The 15,982-nt window shown below is 61.1% G+C and carries 24 protein-coding genes; 2 read left to right on the plus strand and 22 right to left on the minus strand.

All coding sequences use genetic code 11. The annotated features are described in order from the left end of the window. The 22 genes from VZ95_RS02815 to VZ95_RS02910 all read right to left on the minus strand — a co-directional run. Positions 1 to 318 (minus strand): hypothetical protein (locus VZ95_RS02815; RefSeq protein ID WP_045774528.1); only part of this gene is annotated, 318 nt, incomplete at its 3' end. 35 nt (positions 319 to 353) lie between these two features. After that, complete coding sequence (locus VZ95_RS02820; RefSeq protein WP_045774529.1) at positions 354 to 1,037, minus strand: DUF6441 family protein; 684 nt, start codon at positions 1,035 to 1,037, stop codon at positions 354 to 356. After that, positions 1,034 to 1,318, minus strand: coding sequence for a hypothetical protein (locus tag VZ95_RS02825; protein WP_045774530.1), 285 nt, complete (start codon positions 1,316 to 1,318; stop codon positions 1,034 to 1,036). Before VZ95_RS02825 ends, VZ95_RS02820 begins: the two co-directional genes overlap by 4 nt. Before the next feature lie 14 nt (positions 1,319 to 1,332). Next, the gene (locus tag VZ95_RS02830; protein WP_045774531.1) at positions 1,333 to 1,896 is read right to left on the minus strand and encodes a hypothetical protein; all 564 of its coding nucleotides are present in this window, start codon (positions 1,894 to 1,896) and stop codon (positions 1,333 to 1,335) included. Between the two features lie 11 nt (positions 1,897 to 1,907). Beyond that, positions 1,908 to 3,314: a hypothetical protein gene (locus VZ95_RS02835; protein ID WP_045774532.1), complete on the minus strand. Its 1,407-nt coding sequence runs from the start codon at positions 3,312 to 3,314 to the stop codon at positions 1,908 to 1,910. Between the two features lie 177 nt (positions 3,315 to 3,491). Then, positions 3,492 to 3,980 carry a hypothetical protein gene (locus VZ95_RS02840; protein ID WP_045774533.1) on the minus strand — a complete coding sequence of 163 codons (489 nt, stop codon included), beginning with the start codon at positions 3,978 to 3,980 and terminating at the stop codon, positions 3,492 to 3,494. Continuing rightward, a complete protein-coding gene (locus tag VZ95_RS02845) occupies positions 3,977 to 4,405 on the minus strand; it encodes a hypothetical protein (RefSeq protein ID WP_045774534.1) in 429 nt (142 codons plus the stop codon). The genes VZ95_RS02840 and VZ95_RS02845 overlap by 4 nt, the downstream gene beginning before the upstream one ends. Beyond that, positions 4,402 to 4,719, minus strand: coding sequence for a head-tail joining protein (locus VZ95_RS02850; RefSeq protein ID WP_045774535.1), 318 nt, complete (start codon positions 4,717 to 4,719; stop codon positions 4,402 to 4,404). Before VZ95_RS02850 ends, VZ95_RS02845 begins: the two co-directional genes overlap by 4 nt. Then, complete coding sequence (locus VZ95_RS26580) at positions 4,719 to 4,907, minus strand: DUF2190 family protein (protein WP_232302453.1); 189 nt, start codon at positions 4,905 to 4,907, stop codon at positions 4,719 to 4,721. The genes VZ95_RS02850 and VZ95_RS26580 overlap by 1 nt, the downstream gene beginning before the upstream one ends. Then, positions 4,852 to 5,049, minus strand: a complete 198-nt coding sequence (locus VZ95_RS26585) for a capsid cement protein (protein WP_232302452.1) — start codon at positions 5,047 to 5,049, stop codon at positions 4,852 to 4,854. Before VZ95_RS26585 ends, VZ95_RS26580 begins: the two co-directional genes overlap by 56 nt. A 12-nt stretch (positions 5,050 to 5,061) precedes the next feature. Then, positions 5,062 to 5,763: a phage major capsid protein gene (locus VZ95_RS02860; RefSeq protein ID WP_456297671.1), complete on the minus strand. Its 702-nt coding sequence runs from the start codon at positions 5,761 to 5,763 to the stop codon at positions 5,062 to 5,064. Continuing rightward, the gene (locus VZ95_RS02865; protein ID WP_156994992.1) at positions 5,747 to 5,983 is read right to left on the minus strand and encodes a hypothetical protein; all 237 of its coding nucleotides are present in this window, start codon (positions 5,981 to 5,983) and stop codon (positions 5,747 to 5,749) included. The genes VZ95_RS02860 and VZ95_RS02865 overlap by 17 nt, the downstream gene beginning before the upstream one ends. Beyond that, on the minus strand, positions 5,935 to 6,462 hold the full coding sequence (locus tag VZ95_RS02870) for a hypothetical protein (RefSeq protein WP_045774538.1): 528 nt from the start codon (positions 6,460 to 6,462) through the stop codon (positions 5,935 to 5,937). The genes VZ95_RS02865 and VZ95_RS02870 overlap by 49 nt, the downstream gene beginning before the upstream one ends. A 7-nt stretch (positions 6,463 to 6,469) precedes the next feature. Further along, positions 6,470 to 7,060 (minus strand): HK97 family phage prohead protease, encoded by a 591-nt coding sequence (locus VZ95_RS02875; protein WP_045774539.1) that lies wholly within the window; start codon positions 7,058 to 7,060, stop codon positions 6,470 to 6,472. Positions 7,061 to 7,071: 11 nt separating this feature from the next. Beyond that, on the minus strand, positions 7,072 to 8,523 hold the full coding sequence (locus VZ95_RS02880) for a phage portal protein (protein ID WP_045774540.1): 1,452 nt from the start codon (positions 8,521 to 8,523) through the stop codon (positions 7,072 to 7,074). Positions 8,524 to 8,526: 3 nt separating this feature from the next. Further along, positions 8,527 to 8,724 (minus strand): phage head-tail joining protein, encoded by a 198-nt coding sequence (locus tag VZ95_RS23770; RefSeq protein ID WP_156994995.1) that lies wholly within the window; start codon positions 8,722 to 8,724, stop codon positions 8,527 to 8,529. A 12-nt stretch (positions 8,725 to 8,736) separates the two neighbouring features. Next, on the minus strand, positions 8,737 to 10,695 hold the full coding sequence (locus tag VZ95_RS02885; RefSeq protein ID WP_045774541.1) for a phage terminase large subunit family protein: 1,959 nt from the start codon (positions 10,693 to 10,695) through the stop codon (positions 8,737 to 8,739). Positions 10,696 to 10,765: 70 nt separating this feature from the next. Further along, the gene (locus VZ95_RS02890; protein ID WP_156994997.1) at positions 10,766 to 11,224 is read right to left on the minus strand and encodes a hypothetical protein; all 459 of its coding nucleotides are present in this window, start codon (positions 11,222 to 11,224) and stop codon (positions 10,766 to 10,768) included. Positions 11,225 to 11,502: 278 nt separating this feature from the next. Next, entirely contained in the window at positions 11,503 to 12,069 is a 567-nt protein-coding gene (locus tag VZ95_RS02895) for a hypothetical protein (RefSeq protein ID WP_156994998.1), read from the minus strand. A gap of 391 nt (positions 12,070 to 12,460) precedes the next feature. Further along, a complete protein-coding gene (locus tag VZ95_RS02900) occupies positions 12,461 to 13,696 on the minus strand; it encodes a primase-helicase family protein (RefSeq protein ID WP_156995000.1) in 1,236 nt (411 codons plus the stop codon). Between the two features lie 101 nt (positions 13,697 to 13,797). After that, a complete protein-coding gene (locus tag VZ95_RS02905; RefSeq protein ID WP_156995002.1) occupies positions 13,798 to 14,220 on the minus strand; it encodes a hypothetical protein in 423 nt (140 codons plus the stop codon). Then, positions 14,180 to 15,382, minus strand: coding sequence for a CHC2 zinc finger domain-containing protein (locus VZ95_RS02910; RefSeq protein WP_045774545.1), 1,203 nt, complete (start codon positions 15,380 to 15,382; stop codon positions 14,180 to 14,182). The genes VZ95_RS02905 and VZ95_RS02910 overlap by 41 nt, the downstream gene beginning before the upstream one ends. Before the next feature lie 78 nt (positions 15,383 to 15,460). Here VZ95_RS02910 and VZ95_RS02915 point away from each other — a divergent pair, with 78 nt between their 5' ends. Together VZ95_RS02915 and VZ95_RS02920 are read left to right on the plus strand one after the other, a co-directional pair. Next, entirely contained in the window at positions 15,461 to 15,754 is a 294-nt protein-coding gene (locus tag VZ95_RS02915) for a type II toxin-antitoxin system RelE/ParE family toxin (protein WP_045774546.1), read from the plus strand. A 12-nt stretch (positions 15,755 to 15,766) separates the two neighbouring features. Further along, on the plus strand, positions 15,767 to 15,982 hold a 216-nt coding region (locus VZ95_RS02920), incomplete at its 3' end, for a hypothetical protein (protein ID WP_045774547.1).

The following is a 15,982-nucleotide window of genomic DNA, read 5'->3' on the forward strand; positions in this document are numbered from 1 at the left end:
CCGTTTGGAACAGGTTGATAAACCCGGCGCGCAAGCCTGGGTTTGGCCGTAGGTCATCCCGGCTTGCCGGTCAAAGGCGGCAAGGCCGCGCGTTGCGGCGTCGATACCCGCCCCGCCCCGCCCGACCTTTTCAATTTCCTGGCGGACCTTTGCCATGCCTTCGGCGGCCTGTTCGGCACTACCGCCGCTTTTGCCCATTTTGGCAAGGGCGGTATTGACGCGGCTCAGGGCCGCTTCGCCATCCTTACCCACCGATTCCAGGGCCGCGCGAACGACATTTACGTCTTTGGTCGCAAAGCGAATGGTGACATCAGCCATCGGGGGAATCTCTCGCTTTTGGGCAGCCGGGCCGCCTAATCGTACTCGTAGAACGCGCTTTCAACGCCTCGGGTCACGGCCCGCACGTAGCGTTGGAAGCCATCGCGTTCGGCTTTTTTCACATCGATGCGTTTCGGCAGCCGCACGGAGCGCACTAACAAAAACAGTGGGATCGATGCCCCGCGTTGGCTGGATTTCCCCGCACCCAAGCGCCGGGTTTTCCCGGCTTTCGTAACCAGTGCATCCATGACCAGCAGGGCGCGTCTGCCGCCGTCGAACGGCACAAAGCGCAGGTTTTTAGGGATATTGGCCCGCTTTGATAGCCGCATGCCCGCGCCCCGGTCGCCGCGCGTGCGGTCCAACCCCATATCAATGGCGGCAGGCAGGGGAATCGCCATCCAGCGCCCGCCCGCCGCCGTAATCACCTCCGGCCCCTCGATGTGCGCGCGCCACCAATTCGCCGCGAAGCGGATTTCCGCCGCCGCCCCGAGGCTATCGCCGCTTTTGGGATAGATCGTCAGCCGAATTGAGCGGATCGGGTCTTGCGTGCCCGCGCTGCTGCGGCCCTTGTGCATAAAGCTTGCGGCTTGGCGTTGCAGTTCGTCGCGTGTCCACGCCCCGGCTTCCGTTGCCGCCAGGGTCATATACCGCTTGAGCCGTTTTTTATGTTTTTCCATCCGCGCTTTGATTTGCGCTTCAAGCTCAAGGTTCAGGCTCATTCATCCTCCCCCCGCGCCTTGCGTAGTCTGGCTTCGGCGGCATTCATGAGGTTTAGGCAATCCATCATCAGCGCCGATTGATCGCCCGCGCCGCCCGCCGCCGGAAGATGCCCCGGTCCGAAGCCGCTGGTGCGGCAGGCGCACCAGATGGTCAGCATGGCCTGGGCGTCGTCATCCAGCAGCAGCCGGGGATTGGTGGGGTAGTAAGTGCCGAGCACGTCCCAGCCGCTGCCGTCCGCCGCAACCGCGCCCCCGGCAAAATCCTGGGGGTAGAGCGCCACGGCGACGGCAAGGGTTAGTTTTTTTCCGTTTCCGGCTCCGGGTTCATCAGCCGGTTCAGTTCAACGGCAATCATCAGCCGGTCGAGTTCCGGCAGTTTCATCAGATCGGCGTCGGCAAGCGTGGTGCCGCTGGGTTTCAAGGTGAAGGGTGCATTTTCAACCCCCCGCAGGAACATGCGGCAGGCCACGATCTGCCGAACCTCGACCGCATAGGCCCGTTGCGCCAGCGCTTCGGCGAAGGGCTGGTAATGCTGGCGCAGCAGCGCTTCTAGATCGGTGACCAGCGTGATTGCGTCTTCCGGCGGTTCGGTCTTTTCGGCCTTGGCCGCTTCCAGCGCGGTCAGCGCGTCTTCCAGATCGGCGCGGTTATCGGGGTTGAACAGGTCAAGCCCGTCGCGCAACAGGCCGTTCAGGGTTTCGTCCGAAGGGTAGCTAATCCCCAGGGTTTGCAGTTCGCGGTTATAGGCCGCGCGTTCAATCAGCGTCGGCACTTTCAGCAAGTAGGTGGGAGACTTGCCTTCCTCGTAATAGCTGGGGGTAAAGCGGTGAAGAATTGTTGGGGAAACCGGCATTGCCATTGCTGCAATCCTTAGAAAAAGCAGAGCATGAACCCGCCGTCTTCGCGGGTGCAGTCAAAGGGGATTTCACGGGCGCGCACGCCGTTGCGGTCGGTGGGTTTGGCATCGCTATATTGCGCCGCCGGAATAACCATGCCGACGCGATTGCCCGGCACTGCCCCCGGCCCGCCGGTGAGGCGCGCGTGGATGGGTTGGGTTTCGCCGCTGCGGAACGCGGTCATAATATCCTGCGTCGCCACCGTCGACAGGTTCGGGTCAATCGAGCCGGTCATTTCGCGGCTAATGATGATCGGCGGGTCAAACCCTTCGCCGCCGTTGGGGTTCGGCGGAAATTCCACCTGGCTTTTCGTGTCGACCATCAATTTGCTGGTGCCGATTTTGCGGCGGTTCACTTCGAAAACGCTATCGCGCCAAATCGCCGGGCGCGTGCCGTCATAGGCCGTTGCGCCGGGGGCCTGATCGATTTCCGAATCATAGAGGCCCGACAGGTTGAATTTCACCTTTGCCGCCCCGCCCGCCTGGGCTTCGACGGAGAAGGAGCCGACGCAGCCGAACAGTTTGACCATCACGCCGTCGAGATTCGCCCAAACCGTCAGCCACGGCAGGTTATCGCTTGCTGGGGTATACACAACGCAGGGCGGGACCGAGGCGATGGTGGACGTGCTCAAGGCCGTTGCGAACTTATCCGTCAGTTCCGCCAAGCGCCCGGCGGTATAATCATTGACGAACGAAAGCGTCGGCGTTGCGGGGTTGCCGGTCAGCAGCAGGGGCGCGCCCCGGTAAAGCTGATCGGTCGCCGCAAAGGGGGCCGCCAGCGTGGCGCTTGTGTCGGTTCCCGCCGTTGCCGTTGCCGCCGAAATGCCGCGCCGCAGGGTTACGCTTGGCCCTGCTGCCGTGTTCGGGAAGGTTGGGGCCGTGCCGTCCTCATTGGTAACGGTGATTTCACCGGCCCCGACTGCCGTGACCACATAGGAGCCCTGCACCCGCCGGTCAGCGTGCTGAACGTGCAAAGCGGTGCCAACGGTGAAGCCCGAAATATTCGTGGCGGCCGCCGTGATTTTGCCGGTGGCATTCACAAAGGCGATATCGGTGCCCGTCACCGCCGTGGAAATCACCTGTTCGGCATAGCCGCAGGCTTGCAGCAGCCGGCCAAACTCCGGCGCAACCCCCGGCAGGCCCGAGCCCTTCAAATAGGCTTCGAAATTCAAGGTAGCCTTGAAGCCGCCCACGATGCGCGCGCGCCGATCGAGCGAATTGGTGAATTCGTTCGTCGTGACCGTTTGGGGGTTATAGGACAGGTCGAGGTTTTCCCCTAAAACCCCGTCATTCACCAAGTCGGGCGTGACCATCACGTCATCAAAGCCCTGGATGGCGATATAGACTGCGCCCTTTCGGCTGCGCTTTTTAACTTCACTCATCGGATTTTTCCTCCGGCTTTACGGGTTTGCTACCCGGCGCGGGCGCGGGTTTGGCGGGCGCGGCAGGCACAACCGGGGGCGTTTCCGGCTCATCGCTGAGCAGGAGAGACCCTCCCGATCGCGCCGCCGGAGACAGCGGGCGATGGGTCATCAGATCCTCAAATTTTAAGGCTTAGGTTACGGGCCGGGAGTGTAGGGATCGCCCGGCCGGGTCCAGTAATCGACGGTGAATTCTATTTTGGCCCCACCGCTCGGCAGGCTCGTTTCGCCCGTTTCAAGCGTTCGGCTGATCGCGCCACGCCGAATATCCACCGTACCGTCAGGCCACCAGGACGGGGATTGGTTGGTACCTTCCAGTACGGCAAACTCGACCATCGCAATCAGCCCGTTCAGATCGGCCCCGAGGGCTGCCCCCGGCGTGTCGTGGTCGCGGGGGGCTTGCAGGTAGAGTTCGATTTCAACGCCCGACGATTTCCGGGCCGCCGCCGAATCTTCCTCCGGCTCATCCTCATCGGCTTCATAAAGCGCCAAGAACGGGCATTCATCGGCTGACACCTCGACCGTGCGGTTACGCTCGACCGTAAGCCCCGGCCACTCCAACGCCCGCAACCGGGCTTCCAGCGCCTGAACGATGGTTTCCCAAACCGGAACGGGCGGGTTGCTCATGCGAACTGCCCCGAAATTTCAAGCTCGGACCCCGCCGGATAGCCGCCCGTGACCAGCACAATGCAACTATACTGCCGTCCCAAAACGCCATTCACGGAGGTTCCCGGCGGCAAAGCGTTTTTGAGCAGTTGGGTTGCCGTGGTAATCGGCGCGCTTGCCGAAAGGTTAAAGCTGCGGGTTTCGCCCGTTGCGGCAAAGCTAAAGGCCGCAATATCGAAAAACTGCCCTTCGCCAAGCTGGGTTTGCACATAGGCCGTAATCACACAGGCCGGGTCTGGCGTGCCCTGGGGGCTGAAAATCGCCGTCAACAGCAGCCGTTCCGGGCTATTGGTGGGGCACACGATCCGTTCCGGCAAGGCCACCGGGGTTAACAGCGGCGACGGCAGAACGACAGAACCGCGAAATAAATGCAGGAGTTGGCTCATTTTTTTGTCACCTCTGTCAGCGACAGCACCGCCGTTAGGCCGGAAGGCTCGGCTTCGATTTTCACCACCGAAAACCGTTGCCCATCGATGTCGATTTGATGCTTCAGCCCAACGCCCAGCGATGTAGGAACCCGCAGGCTCATCGCCGTAAGCTGGGGCCGGGCGATACCGAAGCTCCCCGCCCGATCCGGGCGGCGCAATACCCCCCGCCCTGGCCTAACCTGAGCCGGGGTATCGACCGGCCAAAAAGTGAAGGGCTGCGAGAGGCTGCTATCGGTGAGTGCATCGCCGATAGCAGCCGCCAGCACGTCCATCAATAGGCCCCGTTGAGCCGCACAGCGCCAGCCGTCGCGCTAGACGCCGCAGCTTCGGTCGCATGACCGATTTTGAGGTTCGATGCGGGCGTGTCGGTGCAGGCTTTGGCGGCATTATCCCAGTAGACAATCTCACCTACCGTCCAGGCCGAACCCGCCACTTTGGCGAGGGTATAAACCCCCGTCAAAATTGCCCTGCACGGGCGCACCGTTCGCCGCCGCATTGACCGCCACGGCAAACAGCCCGCCCACCTGAAACCCCGCCCCGGCCGCAACCGCGTAAGGGGCAGTAAAGGGGAGCGTATCCCCGATTTGAACATGGTTTTTCATAGGGAGTTTTCCTTAACCGGGGTTCTTGTAGAAGCCACGGAAATCGATAACGGATGCGCCGATATCGAGCCGGGCCTTCATTTCCATGCCGTCCACATCGAAGCCGACCCGGCTTTCGGTATAGAGACCCTGCTGACCGTTAAGATAAGCCACCTCGATCGTATCGATGGTGTTGGGGCTCACCATGCCGTACCAAGCCGTTGCCGAGGCGGTTTCAAGCCGAGATTCAATCACGGTCTCGAATTTACCAGCGAAGGGGTTGACTTCATCCGTCGTCGCCGGAAGGTAACGCGCCAGGGGAGCCAACAGTTGTTCCAGCCCGGTTTCCAGCGACGGCGGGGCGAGAATCAGCGATGCCGCCAAATTCATTTCATTGCCGCCAAGGCTCTTTTGCATGCGGATCGCTTTCCGCATGGCCGAAAGGCTAGCCACATCGGGCGCGGCCCCGGCCCCGGCCAAATTGTTATGGCTGGCATGGAACAAGGCCACACCATCGGCCATCACCGGGTTGCCGGTAATGAGCGCCCAGACCAAATTCCCCTCGGTCATCGCCGCCGCTGCCGCGAACATGCGCGGAATGCGGCTGAAGATGCCAAGATCATCATTAATGATCGCTTGGCGGGTCAGCGCGGTTTTACGGCCAAAGGTGCCGAGTTGCAGGGTTTCGCCCGCTTCACCGAAGGCAACGCTGGTGTATTCACCGCCCTCTTCGATCTTTTTTTAGCAGGTCGAATTCGCTGATTTGCACCCGTTTGACCGGCCGGAAATCCGATAGCGGAACGATGTTAACGAGTTTCCGCCAGGTCTGCGGTTGCAACGCATAGGCGGCGCGCAAGGAGCGGCCCGCCGCCTCGCCCAGCGCAATCGGGAAATCGCTGGTCGCCATCATGCCAGGGGCGCGTTCCAACCCCAGGGCATATTTGGCAATATCCATCGACGCATGCCGCGCGTATTAACGCCCACATCGATCAGCGCCTGTTCGGCCATTCGCAGGAGCGTTGTACCGGCATACTCCCGGCTCATCGTGCTGATTTGAGCCGCAGTCACACCGTCGCGCGCCAAATCCTCCGGCTTCACGGTCACATTGGCGCGGGCCAGCACCGCCGCCGTCATTGCCAATTGGCGCGGTAGCGGGTTCGAGGCGTCTTGCCCGCCGATCTGAACATCGATTTTCGGCGTTTTGGCGGCCATTTTTTCAAACAGCGCGCTGCGGACCTGATCGGCGGTTTGCCCGCCCTCGATATAGGTTTGGGCGTCGGCGGCAAAGCCACTGCGCGTGCAGGCGTCGAGAATATCGGCCATGCGTTTGCGCTCTGTCGCAAGCACATCTGCTTGCGAAGTTAGCGCGGCCGCAGGCGGGGCCTGCGTGCTATTGTCCGGCGTAGACCGGGTTTCTTCGGTTGTGTTCGGCATTTTTTCCTCAACAGTGGGAAGCCCGGTCAGGGCCGAAAAACGCCTGCCTTCCGGCAAGCGAAACCATAGCGGCGGGATCGGCCGGAACCGACACCACCGAAACTTCATGGGGTTGCCAGCGCGTGGCTCGCACCGTCACAGGATCGGTCGCCTCATCGATTTCCCAGCGGCTGACCGTGTAACCCACCGACAGGCCGCGCACGAAACCTTCCACGACTTTGCGCGACCGCGCGTCTTGCGGATCAAGCCGCAGACGGGCTTTCAGAACGCCGTTTTCCAGTCGCACCGAACCCGGAACGACATTGCCGAAAACCGCCTCTAACCCCGAAGTTCGGTGGCTATCCAGCACCGACGCACCCGCGTTCATGCGCTCGATATCGACCGCCTTAGGGCTCATATCGAGCACTTCCGACACAAAACGGTCGCGTCCCCAATCGTAGCGCAGCACCGCCGCCCCCGTGCTCATCACCGCTTCGAATTCAACGGCTGCCGTGGTATCGGACCCTTCCGCCGGAGTGATCCGGGTTAGGGAAAGTGCGCGGACAAAGGTTTCAGCCCCAACCCCCTCCGCTGGGGTAGGTTTGATCGGCTCAGGCATGTTTTTGTCTCCTAAGCGGCGCTTGGGCCGGGCTTATCGAATTGCGGAGCGCCGCCCTTGCGCGCGGTATAAAGCTCCTTGGATGCCTCGTGCGAGGCGATTTGCTGGGCAACGGTCACGCCGCGCTCTAGCACCAACTGCTCTTCGGTCGCGGTGCCGTTGTCGAGTTCCAGCCTGTCCGCTTCGGCATCGGCCCTGCGGTCAACACTCTCGAAAGCGGGGGGCGTCCAAACCGGCGATACCGAGGGCGCGTAGGTCATTCCCATGATGGCCGCAGCCCGCGCCCACTGGCTCCACACCCGGTCAAAAAGCTGGGGCAGTAGGGTTAACTGGCGCAACACTTTGATGGAGCGTTTGAAATCCCGATCCCCTGCGCGGAACGAGGAATAATTGACCTTTTCCAAATCGCCGCTGATCTGTTCGTACATCACGCCGCAGCCGACCGCGATAGCCCTGATTTGATCGCTCACATACCCCCCGGTTTCAATGCGCTGGGGCACAGCGGTTTTTACGTCCTGACCGGGCTTTAGGTAAGCAATTAGCCCAGGGGCCAATTGCTCAATTTGTTGACCAGGGCGACCTGGGGCCGATTGCAAGGGCGCAATGGCAGGCGAAAGCCCGGTTGAACTTGGCAGATCGGTCACGAAAGCGGCAAAACAGGCCGCAATTTTCGCCTGGATTAACCGCGCTTCCTCATATTCTTCCAAATCCGAGATCCGCAGCATGGCGCGCGCCATGCGCGTAATCCCGCGCCATTGCAGCGCGTTCAGCACTTCGTAGAGATGAATAATCTCTTCCGCAGGCACCCGAACGGGCGGCTTGCCGCCGATAAAGGCCCCATCGCGCCGCAAGCCTTCCTGCGTAAAATAATAGGCCACCGGGCGAGCGTTTTCGTCGTATTCGATGCCGTCGATCACATTGCTTTTCGTGATCGAGCCCGACGACAACAGATCGATCGGCAGCAGTTCTAGCCGCAGGGGCACAGGATCACCCGGCTTCCAGGGGACCACATGAAACCGGATGATGATTTCACCATCCACCAGCATGGAGCGGGTGGCCGTCCAACACAGCCCGTCAAAGCTCTGTTTGCCGCGAAAATCAGCAACCTTGCACCAGCGCTCATACTCGGTTTCGAGCGTAACCCGCTGGTTTTTGCGCTTTACGTGGGAAAACCCAGCCATCCAGCCTTCGCCGATGGCGTTATTCGCCAAAACATCCATCGCCTTACCGGCGTAGGAGGAGTTTCGGTCCAAATACCGCGCGCCGCGCCGCAGGTCGCTTAAATGGTGCCCTTGCGCCCAATCGCGCCCGAACGGGGAGCCTTTTTTTTGCCCCACCCGCGCGCCATCGTAAGACCGCTTGCCGGAAAGGGCTTTCATCTGGTCAAGGCCCGCCCGCGCCGCCATTCGGCGCAAGCCCGCCGTTGGCGAAATCGCAGAAATCGCCCGATCCAGCAGGTTCATCGGCTAAATCGCTCCCCGGCTATACCCGGCTTGGCGCGTCACAATCCCGCCGCCGTGAATTTCGCTTTGAACGGCACCAATGGCGTGCTCCAACTCGATCAGGCTGCGGTATTGCACCACTTGCCCATCCACCTCGACCCGCAACACGCCCGAATCGCGCGCACTCACCAGCCGGTTCATCCGCTCTTCAGCAGGAAGCATAGGGTTTCTCCTCTAAGATCGCCCAAAGCCCCGCCCAAGCGTAAAGCCAGAGCGCGGGGCGGGCGGGGGTTCGGGTGGTTGCGCCACAGGGGCTTGCGGTGCAGCGGTCTGCGGCACCGCCAGAATCGGCGTTAGGGCTTGCAGAAACAGGTCAGCTTGCGAAGGTTTCGGCAGATCGTTATGGGCAACAACCATTGCCGCCCATTGCTCTTCGGTCAGGTTGTAAAGCCCAAGCGACGCCGCCGCCGCGATGGCGTAAATGCGGGCGTCGTGGAAGTGGTTTTCACCAAAGGGCTTCCATTCCTGTTTGCCTTTTTCGTTTGTTACCAGCGCTTCCGCCGTCAACTGTTTGTAAAACGGTTCGTCGCAACCATTGTGGAAATGGCAGTAACCCGGTTCGAATTGCTTTAATGCTGGCGTGCCAGCACGCCCGAGGGCCGCATAAAAATCGGTCTTAATCTCCCAGGTGCCCACCGGCCAAACCAGTGCGCCGCCGGTCCATTTTCGCCCGTTTTCATCCACGTCCACCCGGCTTGGGGTGCCGATAATCGGCCTTCGCCAGCCCGGCATACCCTTGATTGCGAGTGTCTTCGGGCGGCTTCGGCAGTAGCGGTACACGTCGAGAGCGCGGTTGCCATCGCCCGAATCGACCGCAGCCGCGTGGATGTAATGGGCGCGCCCAACCGAATCAGGGTAAGCGCGGTCCAAAACCTCATCCAGTGCAGCCCAAACGGCGGGCAACTTGGTATCGCCTTGCAGAATCCCATGATCGACCGACCAGGACGCACGCCCCGGACCCCAGGCCACCACCTCATAAACCAGATAGTGATGCCCCACGTCGACCCCAGCGCTTAGGAACAAAGCGCCATAGGGCAGCGTGCGGGACGCGTAATCCTCGCGCCGGGCAAGCAGCAGGTTATAGTCCGGCACCTCGCCTTTTTCCTCATAGGCTTCGCCTTTAACCTGCTGGACATAAACCTTCATGTCGCGCGGGCCGCCCGCTTCGGCCTTTTTCTTTTCCTGTACGGTATCGTCCCAACTGACGAAGGGCGAATAGAGCTGATGCAGGTGGAAACTTGGCTCCCGCCCTTCCCCCGACGCATGGGCCACCCAGCGGCCCGCCGCCAGCATCGCCGATTTATGGTGATGCTGGATAAAGCAGCCGTTGCCGCTCTGGCATAGGTAATAGGCCTCATACGGCGGCGCGTCATTGTGCTTCAGATGCTCGAATTCGAGGATCTGATAATGACCGCATTCCGGGCAGGGCACGTAGTAGCGCCGCTGATCGCCTGCCTCGAATTTCTTCGTGATGCGGCAGGTTCCTGCCGTGCCGGGGGTTGAAACGTTGAACGTCTTTTTGGTGGCGCTATAGGCCGTTTGGCGCTTATCGACCTGCGTGTCTGGATCGCCGCGCGATTCAAGCTGATCGGGCCATTCGGACAATTCCTCTTTGATGACAAACCGCACCGAGATTGATTGGAGCGGGGCCGACGAATTTGCGCCCGTGATTCGCAGAAACCCGCCGGGAAACTTCTTATCGGTTTGGGTCGAACCGCCGCGCCGCTGTTTCTGTTCGACCACTTTGCCCCGGAGAACAGGGCTATTGTCGAGCATCGGTTGCAGTTTTGTCCTGACATAGGTTTTTGCCGTGTCAACCGTTGGTAAAACCACCAGTGTCGGTGCCGGGAAAGCGTCGATAATCGCCCCGATAAAATTCAGTCCGCCTGCCGAGCCCGCCACCTGCGCCGATTTGCAGAACGTTACTTCCCGGCAGGGGTGCGAGGGCGAAAGACAATCGGTGATTTCCCGCAGAAACGGCACCAGATCATCTGACCATTCCCCCGGCACCGGCCCTTCGTCGCTGCCAAGCACGCGAAACTTCCGCGCCCATTCCGTGACCGTCAGGTCAGGATCGGGCATTAATCCGGCGGCAAAGGCCCGGAGGTAGGTTGTGCGTCCGCTGGCGTACATGTTTCATCAATCGCCCTTGCCGCTTTTTCCAGTTCCGCACTAATCCGGCGCTTCAAGAGCGCTTGAATTTTCACCTCATCCCCGCCGCAGGCGCGATTTCGCCTGCTATCCGGGGCGGCAGCGACAGCATCATGTCCCGCACCTTGCGGGCCGCCGTCATTGCCGCATCGTGAATTTGCTCCGCCAGCACCAAGCGGCCTTCGTCTTCATCATTTTCCCGCCGCTTGCGCCGTAAGTCCTCAACGAGCATATCGGCCTTCAGACGTGCCTGGATTGGCGCATCCCAAGCCATTTCAGAGTCTGGATAAATATCAAGGGCTGGCTGGGTAGTGCCCGGCGGCCCCGGCCGATCTGTGTCGCGGGACGCCGCCAGTTGCTTTTCCGCGAGCGCGACGTTGATTTTCCCGCCCACCAGCACGGCTTGCGTCAGCCGCCCCCGCGCAAAATAATTGCTGATCGCGCTCGGTGATTTCAGTTTCAGGTGAGCCGCAAATTCCCCCCTCGTCATCAACTGCGGTTGCTCGCCCAAGAAAATCACCTCCTTTCACAGCGCTTCACAGGCTTCACACCCTTCACAGCAATTCACAACCCGCCCGTAGCAAAGCCCCGCGCCCTTGCTGGCCGCATCGGGAAAGGGACCGGGAAGGACCCGAGGGGCGCGAAGACCCCCGCCCCTATCCGAACCATGCTATTGATATGATTGAGATTTTCGGGCTGAAATGCGAAGCGCCGCCCGTGGATGCCAGGGCGGCGCTTGTCGCAGTTTTTGTAGCTTGCCTAACTCATGCCATGCGAGACTGGCTCGCGTCAAGCTCCTATCACAAGACGATCTAGAACGATCAGCAGCAAGGCTAGCGCTGCTGATCCCCGATAATCCTTGCGCCGCTGTGCTGTGCTGTCTGCCAACCCTGGCCAATCGCCAAGGTCACCTTCATCCAGAAGCACGTAAACCAGCAGCCCCATGCCCGGCGTGCCGATATCTTGCCGAAGGTGGCGAAGGCGAGACAAGGCGTCCAGACGCGCAACGGTCCAACCATCCAGCCCCCCCGCCCCGCCGCTTTGGGTCATTAGGCTCAACGCCGATGGGGCGGAAAGTTGTGCCTGTTGCATCCAGCCCAACACTTCCAGGGCAGCCTGATACTGCCGCTCACTGACCAACTGCCGGGCGTACAAATGATCGATCTTGCTAACCACCTTAAGCCCCGTCCGCCCCGGCACCCGAACCGGCTTACCCGTTTCAGGATCAACCGCGCGCTCGAGCTCCGTCACCACCTGAATATTCCGGCGCGCCATCTGCACATCCGGCGGTAAGGCCGCATCGCCTGCCGCCGCCCGCACCCGCTTAACTTCCGCCCTTGTCCGCGCTGCCGTCATTTTCCCGCCCTTTCCGGCTCTGTCCCACCTGTCCCACCGCGCTTTCTTGAAAAGCCCTTCGGTGGGACAAGCCATGTCTTTGAAAATTCTGGTAGATTTCGTTTCTGTCCCACCTGTCCCACCTGTCCCACCTAAAACCCCTCGCGCATGACGCAGGAGCACGCGCGTACACGCACGCGGGGGCGCACGGGCGGACGCACACACGGGGCGGAAGCTGGGACAGGTGGGACAGGTGGGACAACCCGCAGAAACGCTGGGTTTTTTACCCGTCCGCGCTGGGACAGCGCTGGGACACGGTGGGACAGGACACCCAAGCCCCTGCGAGAGGGAGAGAATCGCCGCGCGGCCTGCCCCAGCCTCGCGCGCGCAATAGCCCACCAAGCCCGCCCCGTCACGCTGGCGCATGATCTAGCTCCCGTTCCGCCGTTTCCTCACCCCAATCGAAGGAATGCCCAGTCAGCCCTTCCCACGCCTCCCGGCATTTCGCCAAAGACGGGAACTCGTACCCCCATGGCCGCACCATGGAAGCCCCCCCAGCATCGTCCGACATAGCGCGGGCGCTACATCGCTTTCGCACCCAATCCGGCGACCCATCGTTTTTCTTGGGTATTACTTTGGCGAGATGGGAGATAAACTGTTCCCGTACCAGCGCTTTTCTATCGCTTGTCTCGCAGAAGTGCTTGTAGTTGGTATAGAACTCTTCCGTCTCGACCAGCCCCCACGCTTCGCCCCGCCGCGACAAGCTGCCGTCTTTCAGCGACTGGAACCACCACGCGAGCGGGGTATTGAGGCTGGCGAGCTTCTGATCCCAAAGCGCTTCGGTCTTCGGCACTTGGTGCAGCGGGATTTGCGTAAGGTCGAGCTGCATCAGATAGGCCATCAGATGCTGGCGGCCTGTGGCGCACGCCTCTACCCCCTTCTGCCCCGTCTCCCCCGCCACTCGGTCTAATTGTTCGTCCAGTTCCGCGAAATATTCACGGTTCTGGATGACCCATTCCCCGACATCGAGCACGGCAAACCGCCGCTCTTCCAACCCCGCCGGAACAACCCAATTTTCATTGGACGTCATGAAGATACGGATGAAGTTGGGGAATTTGATTGGATCGACCCCCTTCTTTTCGATCATATGGGTTTTATTCGTCACCATATCCTTGAGGGCCGATTCCGCCGCCTTATCGCCCGCCCATACCGCCTCATCCGAGGCTAGAAACAGCAGGCTGATTTTATGGGCATTGAACTGCCCGGTCAGATAACGGCTAGAGCCAACCTGCACCCAATGGGGCTCGACCAGCGAACCAAAGACCTCGGCCAACTTGCTTTTACCGGTCCCCATCCGCCCCCGGAACACCAGAGCTTTGCCGATCGGACGGGTGGGATGCTGGATGATGTGGGCGAACCAGCCCCAAATCCACTTCGCAAGCTCAGGATCACCCTTACAAACATTCGTTAGGACGTGATCGGCCAAAACCGAGAAATGACGTTTATGATCCTCAATATTCTCATAATAAGGCGCGGGGGTTACGGCGAACCCTTGGAACAGATTATAAATCGGGTTTTCACCCCCACCTGGCGGCAAACCGGGATCGAAGGCGATACGCTCGTATTGCCTACGCCGGGGCGATGCCATCCAATATTCCGCCAAACTCTCTGCCTTCCGGCCGCCGGTGTAGAACGTCTCGTTTCGGAACCAGTCGCGAAAGGCTCCCACCGCCATGAATTCCAGAGTTTTCAGGCCGTTAGCTCGATATCTTCGCGCAGAATAACCGCCCGCCCGCCCATGATCGCAAGGGCGTAGCGGTCGCTGACCTCCCTGATTCTGGCATTCAGCCGATCCCAAACCTCCGGGTCAGGCTTGGGGGATTTGGCTTTCGCGGAGGCCCGTTCCTTGCGGGCGCGCCGATGCTTTTCCAGATCAAGCACGGTGGCACTTGCAGGCGGAGAGGCGCTTGAGGCGGCCCCCGATTCTCCCCCGTCTCCCTCCGGCCCCGGCATTCCATCGGCATCGTCGCGGCGATCTTCCTCGGACGGCGGAGGCGGTTCCGGTGGGCCGTCGAATGGGCGCGCGTCATCCATCACCTCGCGCAGCATCGGGCGGCGCGGCGGAGGGGTTTCATCCGTCATCGCGTTCAGCTTCCCATTTTGCAACGTCATTCAGGTCCGCCCCGAGCGGAGGCGTAACGTGCCAAACTTCCCGCCCTTCCGACCGCCAACGGATTGAGACAAGCCGATAGATGCTTTCGGCCATCTCAGGGTCGCCATTGTCGTTATCGCGGATCAGCAAGACGCGCTTGCATTCGGGCGGCAACAGCATGCCGGTATCGTCGGGGTCTGGCACAATCCCCCGCAGCTTCGCGCGCGGGCGGCGCGGGTGCCGCTCCCCCTCATCGACCGACCGGCCCGCGATGTTATCCAGCGATCCAGCCGCCCAAACCGAGAGTTTGCCCGGTGCAATATCACGCCAACCCGCCTGCCGCGCCGACATGCCGGTTTCAAACCCTTCTGAAAGCGCCATCGTTTCCGCCGGGGGATAAAGCCGCATCCCAGCCCCCCGCGAGACACCAAACATCTTGCGCGGGTTCATCGCTTCCCCGGTCAGCGGGTGCGGAATAAACCGCTTATCCGAGCCATCGTCGGCAAGCCAGGTTACATGCACCCCCACAAGCCCGTGCGGTTTCGATAGATCCGAAAAATCCGGCAACCCCGGCGCATCTTGAAGCGCGATAACCATTGCAGGCCAGCGCCCCAGGCAAACCGGGGGCGGAGGCGGCGCGGCCCGATCCTCGCCCTTGGGCGGAGTCCACCAGTAATCCACCACACCAAAGCGCACGCGGTTACTAAGGCCGATCAAACCGAGGTTGAGCTTGCGCCCCTGGGTTAGATAGGTCTCGACCTGGGTTCCCGCCGCCGGGCGCGTCCAGCGCCAGCGCTTCAAGCCCGCATCGATCTTTTTGGCACGCTCTGCTGCCAGTTCTTCTGGGGTTTTCCTCGGTTTGGCGGGCGGCAGTTTATCCACATCCTCCCGCTGCACCCCCGCCAATTCCATCAACCGATCCCGCGCCCCGAAGAACGAGAGCCCATCAACCTCTTTCAACCAATCCACATGGTCCCCATGCGCGCCGCACGGGAAGCAATGGTAGAAACCCTTATCGTCGTTGATCGTTAGGGAGGCTTTGCGGTCCTGGTGGAACGGGCAAACCGCTACCGCCTCCCGCCCGTTCCGCGTTAACTGATGCGTCCGCCCGATTAACGCCGACAGCGGCACGCGGTCTTTCAGCGCCTCGATATTGGTATCGCGCTTGACAGAATCGGTCATGCACCGCCCCTCTTTTTTTGTCTTTTTAAAAAGACTTTTCCATTTGCGGGTTTGTCGTTTTAAAGATACAGTGTTCCTATGATGCAGATCGAAACCACCCCGGATTTCCTGACTTGGCTGAACGGCCTGACCGATCCCGCCGCCGCCAAGCGCATTCGCAGCCGGATTGCCAAGGCCGAAGCCGGGAACCTGGGGGATTGGAAAGCCCTTGCGAATGCCAAGGGGATTTTCGAGATGCGTCTGACCTACGGCCCCGGCTACCGCATTTATTTCGCCCGCCGGGGGCAAACGATCATCGTTTTGCTGGGCGGCAGCACGAAGCGGGACCAAGAGGCCGCGATTGCCGCCGCGAAGCACCTTTGGAAGGGATAAGGAGCCCCGATCATGACCCCACAGACGACCACCGAAACCCGCCCGCTGCTGGCAACCGACCTTGCCCCAACCGCCGCTGATCAAGCCGCGCTGCTGTCTAGCTTGCTGTGCGACGACGATGACGGCAGTACCGACCTGCCCGCCTTCCTGATTCAACTGGGGAAGCTCGCGCGCGAACGCGGGATGGCGGAAGCCGCCAAAGCCGCCAACGTCACCCGCGCCAGCCTG

Source organism: Elstera litoralis, assembly GCF_000963705.1.
GTDB lineage: Bacteria > Pseudomonadota > Alphaproteobacteria > Elsterales > Elsteraceae > Elstera > Elstera litoralis.

What these genes read in the sequence shown, in the direction of transcription:
- VZ95_RS02885 (WP_045774541.1), bottom strand. Translation starts at nt 10,695, where the DNA reads ATGTACGCCAGCGGACGCACAACCTACCTCCGGGCCTTTGCCGCCGGA.
- VZ95_RS02905 (WP_156995002.1), bottom strand. Translation starts at nt 14,220, where the DNA reads ATGACGTTGCAAAATGGGAAGCTGAACGCGATGACGGATGAAACCCCT.
- VZ95_RS02850 (WP_045774535.1), bottom strand. Translation starts at nt 4,719, where the DNA reads ATGGACGTGCTGGCGGCTGCTATCGGCGATGCACTCACCGATAGCAGC.
- VZ95_RS02910 (WP_045774545.1), bottom strand. Translation starts at nt 15,382, where the DNA reads ATGACCGATTCTGTCAAGCGCGATACCAATATCGAGGCGCTGAAAGAC.
- VZ95_RS26585 (WP_232302452.1), bottom strand. Translation starts at nt 5,049, where the DNA reads ATGAAAAACCATGTTCAAATCGGGGATACGCTCCCCTTTACTGCCCCT.
- VZ95_RS02845 (WP_045774534.1), bottom strand. Translation starts at nt 4,405, where the DNA reads ATGAGCCAACTCCTGCATTTATTTCGCGGTTCTGTCGTTCTGCCGTCG.
- VZ95_RS02895 (WP_156994998.1), bottom strand. Translation starts at nt 12,069, where the DNA reads ATGACGGCAGCGCGGACAAGGGCGGAAGTTAAGCGGGTGCGGGCGGCG.
- VZ95_RS02820 (WP_045774529.1), bottom strand. Translation starts at nt 1,037, where the DNA reads ATGAGCCTGAACCTTGAGCTTGAAGCGCAAATCAAAGCGCGGATGGAA.
- VZ95_RS02875 (WP_045774539.1), bottom strand. Translation starts at nt 7,060, where the DNA reads ATGCCTGAGCCGATCAAACCTACCCCAGCGGAGGGGGTTGGGGCTGAA.
- VZ95_RS23770 (WP_156994995.1), bottom strand. Translation starts at nt 8,724, where the DNA reads ATGCTTCCTGCTGAAGAGCGGATGAACCGGCTGGTGAGTGCGCGCGAT.
- VZ95_RS02870 (WP_045774538.1), bottom strand. Translation starts at nt 6,462, where the DNA reads ATGCCGAACACAACCGAAGAAACCCGGTCTACGCCGGACAATAGCACG.
- VZ95_RS02830 (WP_045774531.1), bottom strand. Translation starts at nt 1,896, where the DNA reads ATGGCAATGCCGGTTTCCCCAACAATTCTTCACCGCTTTACCCCCAGC.
- VZ95_RS02915 (WP_045774546.1), top strand. Translation starts at nt 15,461, where the DNA reads ATGATGCAGATCGAAACCACCCCGGATTTCCTGACTTGGCTGAACGGC.
- VZ95_RS02835 (WP_045774532.1), bottom strand. Translation starts at nt 3,314, where the DNA reads ATGAGTGAAGTTAAAAAGCGCAGCCGAAAGGGCGCAGTCTATATCGCC.
- VZ95_RS02865 (WP_156994992.1), bottom strand. Translation starts at nt 5,983, where the DNA reads ATGGATATTGCCAAATATGCCCTGGGGTTGGAACGCGCCCCTGGCATG.
- VZ95_RS02900 (WP_156995000.1), bottom strand. Translation starts at nt 13,696, where the DNA reads ATGGCATCGCCCCGGCGTAGGCAATACGAGCGTATCGCCTTCGATCCC.
- VZ95_RS02880 (WP_045774540.1), bottom strand. Translation starts at nt 8,523, where the DNA reads ATGAACCTGCTGGATCGGGCGATTTCTGCGATTTCGCCAACGGCGGGC.
- VZ95_RS02840 (WP_045774533.1), bottom strand. Translation starts at nt 3,980, where the DNA reads ATGAGCAACCCGCCCGTTCCGGTTTGGGAAACCATCGTTCAGGCGCTG.